The sequence below is a fragment of the Actinacidiphila glaucinigra genome, from assembly GCF_900188405.1.
Classification (GTDB): Bacteria; Actinomycetota; Actinomycetes; order Streptomycetales; family Streptomycetaceae; genus Actinacidiphila; species Actinacidiphila glaucinigra.
In genome coordinates, this window is record NZ_FZOF01000037.1 from 57,721 (window position 1) to 63,720 (window position 6,000).

The 6,000-nt window shown below is 72.0% G+C and carries 5 protein-coding genes and 1 rRNA gene; 5 read left to right on the forward strand and 1 reads right to left on the reverse strand.

Annotation, left to right across the window (positions count from 1 at the left end; genetic code table 11):
- Positions 1–80: 80 nt before the first annotated feature.
- From CHF15_RS39760 to CHF15_RS39780, 5 genes are read left to right on the forward strand one after another with little or no spacing between them, the layout of a single operon-like run.
- A complete protein-coding gene (locus CHF15_RS39760) occupies positions 81–1,334 on the forward strand; it encodes a proline-rich domain-containing protein (protein WP_089228819.1) in 1,254 nt (417 codons plus the stop codon).
- A complete protein-coding gene (locus CHF15_RS39765) occupies positions 1,334–1,999 on the forward strand; it encodes a DUF4129 domain-containing protein (protein WP_179280186.1) in 666 nt (221 codons plus the stop codon). Before CHF15_RS39760 ends, CHF15_RS39765 begins: the two co-directional genes overlap by 1 nt.
- Positions 1,996–3,222, forward strand: a complete 1,227-nt coding sequence (locus CHF15_RS39770; protein ID WP_089228821.1) for a DUF4350 domain-containing protein — start codon at positions 1,996–1,998, stop codon at positions 3,220–3,222. Before CHF15_RS39765 ends, CHF15_RS39770 begins: the two co-directional genes overlap by 4 nt.
- On the forward strand, positions 3,219–4,187 hold the full coding sequence (locus CHF15_RS39775) for an AAA family ATPase (RefSeq protein ID WP_089228822.1): 969 nt from the start codon (positions 3,219–3,221) through the stop codon (positions 4,185–4,187). Before CHF15_RS39770 ends, CHF15_RS39775 begins: the two co-directional genes overlap by 4 nt.
- An 18-nt stretch (positions 4,188–4,205) precedes the next feature.
- Positions 4,206–5,516 carry a DUF58 domain-containing protein gene (locus CHF15_RS39780; RefSeq protein ID WP_089228823.1) on the forward strand — a complete coding sequence of 437 codons (1,311 nt, stop codon included), beginning with the start codon at positions 4,206–4,208 and terminating at the stop codon, positions 5,514–5,516.
- A gap of 147 nt (positions 5,517–5,663) precedes the next feature.
- Here the strand turns inward: CHF15_RS39780 and rrf are convergent.
- A 5S ribosomal RNA gene (gene rrf, locus CHF15_RS39785) occupies positions 5,664–5,780 on the reverse strand.
- Positions 5,781–6,000: the final 220 nt, after the last annotated feature.

A 6,000-nucleotide genomic window follows, 5' to 3' on the forward strand; every position in this document is an offset into this window, starting at 1 on the left:
CAAGCCCACTGCGCCCATGGCACGATGGCCACCGTCCCGCCGTTGGACGAGTAGGTATGCGCAGTAGCGAAGGAGCGACGATGAACGACTCTCCGGGCTGGGCCTCGCCCGGATCCTCACCCTCCGGCGAACCGGGCCGCACCGACGGTCCCGGCGCGCCGCAGGACGCTGCGCCGCAGAACTGGTCCGAGCAGCAGCCGCCCGCCGGGCAGTGGCAGGCCACCGGCGGCTGGGGCGCCCCGCCCCCGCCCACCGGCCCGGTCTGGGGCGGCCCGGCGCCCTCCGGCTGGCAGCAGCCGCACTGGGGTGCCCCGCCGTCGCCCAAGCCCGGGGTCATCCCGCTGCGGCCGCTGGGCGTGGGTGAGATCCTCGACGGCGCGGTCTCCACGATGCGCGCGCACTGGCGCACCGTGCTCACCATCTCCTTCGCGGTCTCGCTGCTGACCCAGGGCGCCATGCTGCTGGTCCAGGGGTTCATGCTCGACGACAGCGCGACGCTCAACTCCCTCGACGAAGGTGCCGCCCCCTCGTTCGACGACGTCATGAACGCCGTCGGCGGCACGCTGGCCGCCGGGGGGCTCGCCCTCGTCATCACCCTGCTCGGGTCGGTGATCGCCACGGCGATGCTCACCATGGTCATCAGCCGGGCCGTGCTCGGCCACCGGGTGACCCTGGCCGAGGCATGGTCCGACGCCCGCCACCAGTTGCCGCGTCTGCTCGGGCTGACGCTGCTGCTCAGCCTGATCGGCGGCGGGATCATCGCCATCGGCATCGTCCCCGGCATTCTCGTGGCGGTCGGCGGCGCCACGGCCGCGGGTGCGGGCCTGGCGTTCCTCGGTGGCGCGGTCGCCCTCGGCGTGGTCGTCTGGCTGATGATCCGCCTCAGCCTCGCGTCGCCCGCCCTCATGCTGGAGAAGCAGGGCGTCCTCAAGTCCATGGCCCGCTCGGTCAAATTGGTCCGGGGCTCGTGGTGGCGCATTCTGGGCATCCAGTTGCTCACCATGATCCTCGTCTACATCGTCTCGTCGATCATCCAGATTCCCTTCGCGGTGGTGGGAATGGCCGCCGGGAACGACGGCCTGTCGGCCTTCGCCTCGGGCAACCAGGCGGGTCTCGGCTGGACGTATCTGATCGTCGTCGGAATCGGCGCCGTCATCGGATCCACCATCACCTTCCCCATCCAGGCCGGCGTTACCGCCCTGCTCTACATGGATCAGCGGATCCGCCGCGAGGCCCTGGACATCGAACTCGCGCGGGCCGCGGGCATCCCCGGCCACTCCGACGCCCTCGGCGGGGCCGGCGCACCCGGCAACAGCTCAGCCACCGGCGGCTGATGCCGGTGTCGGGGGAGGACGTGCCGGTCACCATTCCCCGCGGCCCCGCCCGCGAGGCCGCCGAGGACGAACTGTCCAAGGGGATCTACCACCGCGACGACCCGAGCCTGCTCGAACGCGCCCTGAACTGGCTCTGGGAGAAGTTCGACCACCTGATGGACACCGCCTCCGGGGCCACCCCCGGAGGCACCGCCGGCCTGGTGACGATCGTCGTCGTGGTCGTGCTGCTGGTCATCGCCCTGCGACTGCGGCTCGGCAAGCTGCGCGCCCAGCCCACCACGGGCACGGGGCTGTTCGCCGACGCCCCACGGACCGCCGCCGAACACCGGGCCACCGCCGAGGAACACGCGCGCCACAGCCGGTGGAGCGAGGCCGTCCGGGAACGGATGCGCGCGATCGTGCGCTCCCTGGAGGAGCGGACCCTGCTCGACCCGCGCCCCGGCCGGACCGCGGACGAGGCCGCCGCCGAAGCGGGCCGCGCCCTCCCCGGCCTCGCCGCCCGCCTCGCGGACGCCGCCCGCACCTTCGACGACGTCACCTACGGGGACCGCCCGGGCACCCCGGGGGCCTACGCAGCCCTGCGCGAACTCGACACCGAAGTACAGCGCGCCAAGCCCCGGTTGACCGAGAGCGGCACGGCCGCCCCCGGAGGTTCCCGCCCGTGACCGACACCCTGTCCCCGGCGCAGGCGCCCGCCCCGGCCACGACCTCGGTCTCCCCGACCGCGGGCCAGCTGTGGACCCGCTCGCGCACCCTGCTCGCGGCTCTCCTCACCCTGATCGTCTTCGGCGTCCTCTACGCCGCCGCGCGCACCGGTGAGAACCATGACGCACTCGACCCCCGTTCTCCCGACCCCTCCGGCAGCCGGGCCGTCGCTCAACTCCTCCACAACCAAGGTGTGACCACCACGGTCGTCACCACGACCGACGCGGCCGTGGCCGCCGCCGGCCCCGGCACCACCGTCCTCGTCACTGCGCCCGACCTGTTGACGAAGCGTCAGCAGGACGCGGTGCACCAGGCGATGGAGCGCTCAAGCGGCCGCTTCGTCCTCCTCGCCCCCGGCGAGCCCTCCATCGGGCGCCTCGCTCCGGGCGTCCACTACACGGGGCCCGTCCCCGTCCGAGTCCTCGAACCCGGGTGCGGCCTGACCGCCGCCCGCACCGCCGACTCCGCCGAGACGGGAGGTGGCAGCTACGCGACATCCGCACGGGACGCCGACCGCTGCTACCCCGGCGCCCCGGGCGACTTCACCCTGCTGCGCCTCCCCGCAGCCAACGGCGGCGACACCGTCGTCCTCGGCACCCACACGCTTCTGCAGAACGAGAACCTCGCCGAGCAGGGCAATGCCTCGCTCGCGCTGCAGATCCTCGGCGCCCACCCGAAACTCGTCTGGTACCTCCCTTCACTCAGCGACGCCTCCGCCTTCGGCGGCGGCCAGGAAAGCTTCCTCGACCTCATCCCGGACGGCTGGAACTGGGCAGTGCTCCAGTTGTTCATCGCCGCCGCCCTCGCGGCTCTCTGGCGCGCCCGTCGCCTCGGCCCCGTCGTCGCCGAGCGGCTGCCCGCCACCGTCCGCGCCTCCGAGGCGACCGAGGGACGCGCCCGCCTCTACCGTCACGGCCGGGCCCGAGGCCGCGCCGCGGAGGTGTTGCGCACCGCCGCACGCGACCGACTGGCCCCGCTGCTCGGCGTCCCCCCGGCCCAGGCCCACGACCCGGACGTCCTGCCCGCCTCGGTGGCCGCCCGGCTCGACGACCCCACCGTCGACCCGCACAGCCTGCTCCACGGTCCACCTCCCCCCGACGACGCGGCCCTGCTGCGTCTCGCCGACGACCTCGACGCACTGGAACGCCGCGTCCTTCTCAACGAGAGGAAAGCCACCCCGTGAGCGCCGCCCCGACCGCCGACAGCGCCCGCGCCTCCTTGGAGGCCCTGCGCACCGAAATCGCCAAGGCCGTCGTCGGCCAGGACCCGGCCGTCACCGGCCTGGTCGTGGCCCTGCTCTGCCGGGGCCACGTCCTCCTCGAAGGCGTCCCCGGAGTCGCCAAAACCCTTCTCGTGCGCGCCCTGGCCGCATCCCTCCAGCTCGAGACCAAGCGGGTCCAGTTCACCCCTGACCTGATGCCCGGCGACATCACCGGTTCCCTCGTCTACGACGCCCGCACCGCCGAGTTCTCCTTCCAGGCGGGACCCGTCTTCACCAATCTGCTGCTCGCCGACGAGATCAACCGCACCCCGCCCAAGACCCAGGCATCCCTCCTGGAGGCCATGGAGGAGCGCCAGGTGTCCGTCGACGGTATCCCGCGGCCACTGCCCGAGCCGTTCCTTGTCGCGGCGACCCAGAACCCCGTCGAATACGAGGGCACCTACCCGCTCCCCGAGGCACAGCTGGACCGCTTCCTCCTGAAGCTCATCCTGCCGCTCCCCTCCCGTGAGACCGAGATCGACGTCCTCACCCGCCACGCCGACGGCTTCAACCCCCGGGACCTGGACTCCGCCGGTCTGCGACCGGTCGCCGGCCCCGCCGACCTCGACGCCGCCCGGGCCGCCGTCGCCAAGACGCAGGTCTCCGCCGACATCACGGCCTACATCGTCGATATCTGCCGAGCCACCCGTGAATCCCCCTCTCTCACCCTCGGTGTCTCCCCCCGGGGAGCCACCGCCCTTCTGGCCACCGCGCGCGCCTGGGCCTGGCTGACCGGCCGCGACTACGTCATCCCCGACGACGTCAAGGCCCTCGCCCTCCCCACGCTCCGGCACCGCATCCAGCTGCGGCCCGAAGCCGAGATGGAGGGCACCACACCCGACTCGGTCATCAACTCGGTCCTCGCCCGCGTCCCCGTACCGCGCTGAGACGGGCGACGACCGACCATGGCACTCACCGGACGTACCGCCCTGCTGGCCGCTCTCGGCGCCCTCGCCGTCGGTCTGCTGCTCCCCGGCTGGAACGGCATCCTGCTCGTCGAAGGCATCCTTCTGTTCGGAATTCTGTGCGACCTCGCACTCGCCGCGCCAGTACGAAAGCTCCATTTCACCCGATCCGGTGAGACATCAGTTCGACTCGGGGAGACGGCGGAGGTCGTCCTCACCGTGACCAACCCCGGCCCGCGCCCGCTGCGTGCCCACCTCCGCGACGCCTGGCCCCCCAGCAGCTGGTACCCGGGTACCGAGGTCGCCGCGTCGCGTCACCGGCTGGCCATCCCGCCAGCGGAGCGCCGCCGCATGACCACCACGCTGCATCCCACCCGCCGCGGCGACCGGCACGCCGAACGCGTCACCGTCCGCTCCTACGGCCCCCTCGGCCTGGCGGCCCGGCAGGGCTCCCACCGCGTCCCCTGGACGCTCCGGGTCCTCCCGCCCTTCCACAGCCGCAAACACCTGCCATCGCGCCTGGCACGTCTCCGCGAGCTCGACGGACGGACGTCCGTGCTCATCAGGGGCCAGGGAACCGAATTCGACTCGCTCCGCGAGTACATCCCGGGAGACGACACCCGCTCCATCGACTGGCGGGCGACCGCACGCCGGGCCACCGTCGCCGTCCGCACCTGGCGCCCCGAACGCGACCGCCACATCCTCATCGTCCTCGACACCGGCCGCACCGCCGCCGGCCGCGTCGGCGACGCACCCCGCCTCGACGCCGCCATGGACGCAGCCCTGCTGCTGGCCGTCCTCGCGGGCCGTGCGGGCGACCGCGTCGACCTCCTCGCCTACGACCGCCGCGTACGCACCTCCGTCCAGGGCCGGTCAGCCCGCGACATGCTCCCCGCACTGGTCAACGCCATGGCTCCGCTCGAGGCCGAGCTCGTCGAGTCCGACGCCCGCGGTCTGGTCGCCACAGTCCTCCAACGGGCCACGCAGCGCTCCCTCGTCGTCCTCCTCACCGGGCTCGACGCAGCGCCGATGGAACAGGGCCTGCTTCCCGTCCTCCCCCAGCTCACCCACCGCCACGAGGTCCTCATCGCCTCTGTGGCGGATCCCCGCATCGAAGAGATGGCCAGGGGCCGCGGCAGCGTGGACGCGGTGTACGCGGCCGCGGCCGCCGAGCAGGCACGAGTTGAACGCCGCCGCGTCGCCCAGCGCCTCTCCCGGCACAACATAACCGTCGTCGATGCCCGGCCCGCCGACATCGCCCCCGCACTGGCGGATGCCTACCTCGCCCTCAAGGCCGCCGGCCGGCTGTAGGGAACGACGCAAGAGGATCCTGAAAGCACACAGGGCGGGCAGAGGTCACTCTGCCCGCCCTGTGTGCCTGGCGGTCAACGCATAGTGGGCCAACGCAGAAAAGCCTCAGCCCCCGAGTCGAAACTCAGGGGCCGAGGCTCAATATTTGTTCGGCGGCGTCCTACTCTCCCACAGGGTCCCCCCTGCAGTACCATCGGCGCTGAAAGGCTTAGCTTCCGGGTTCGGAATGTAACCGGGCGTTTCCCTAACGCTATGACCACCGAAACACTATGAAACCACCGAACCGGCACCAGCCACCCCACAAACAGCAGGGGGCCGGGGTTCGTTGTTTCAGAACTACACAGTGGACGCGAGCAACCTATGGACAAGCCCTCGGCTTATTAGTACCGGTCAGCTCCACCCATTACTGGGCTTCCACATCCGGCCTATCAACCCAGTCGTCTACTGGGAGCCTTAACCCCTCAAGGGGGTGGGAGTCCTCATC

Coding starts and splice junctions, on each gene's coding strand:
- CHF15_RS39760 (WP_089228819.1), top strand. CDS start 81: ATGAACGACTCTCCGGGCTGGGCCTCGCCCGGATCCTCACCCTCCGGC.
- CHF15_RS39765 (WP_179280186.1), top strand. CDS start 1,334: ATGCCGGTGTCGGGGGAGGACGTGCCGGTCACCATTCCCCGCGGCCCC.
- CHF15_RS39780 (WP_089228823.1), top strand. CDS start 4,206: ATGGCACTCACCGGACGTACCGCCCTGCTGGCCGCTCTCGGCGCCCTC.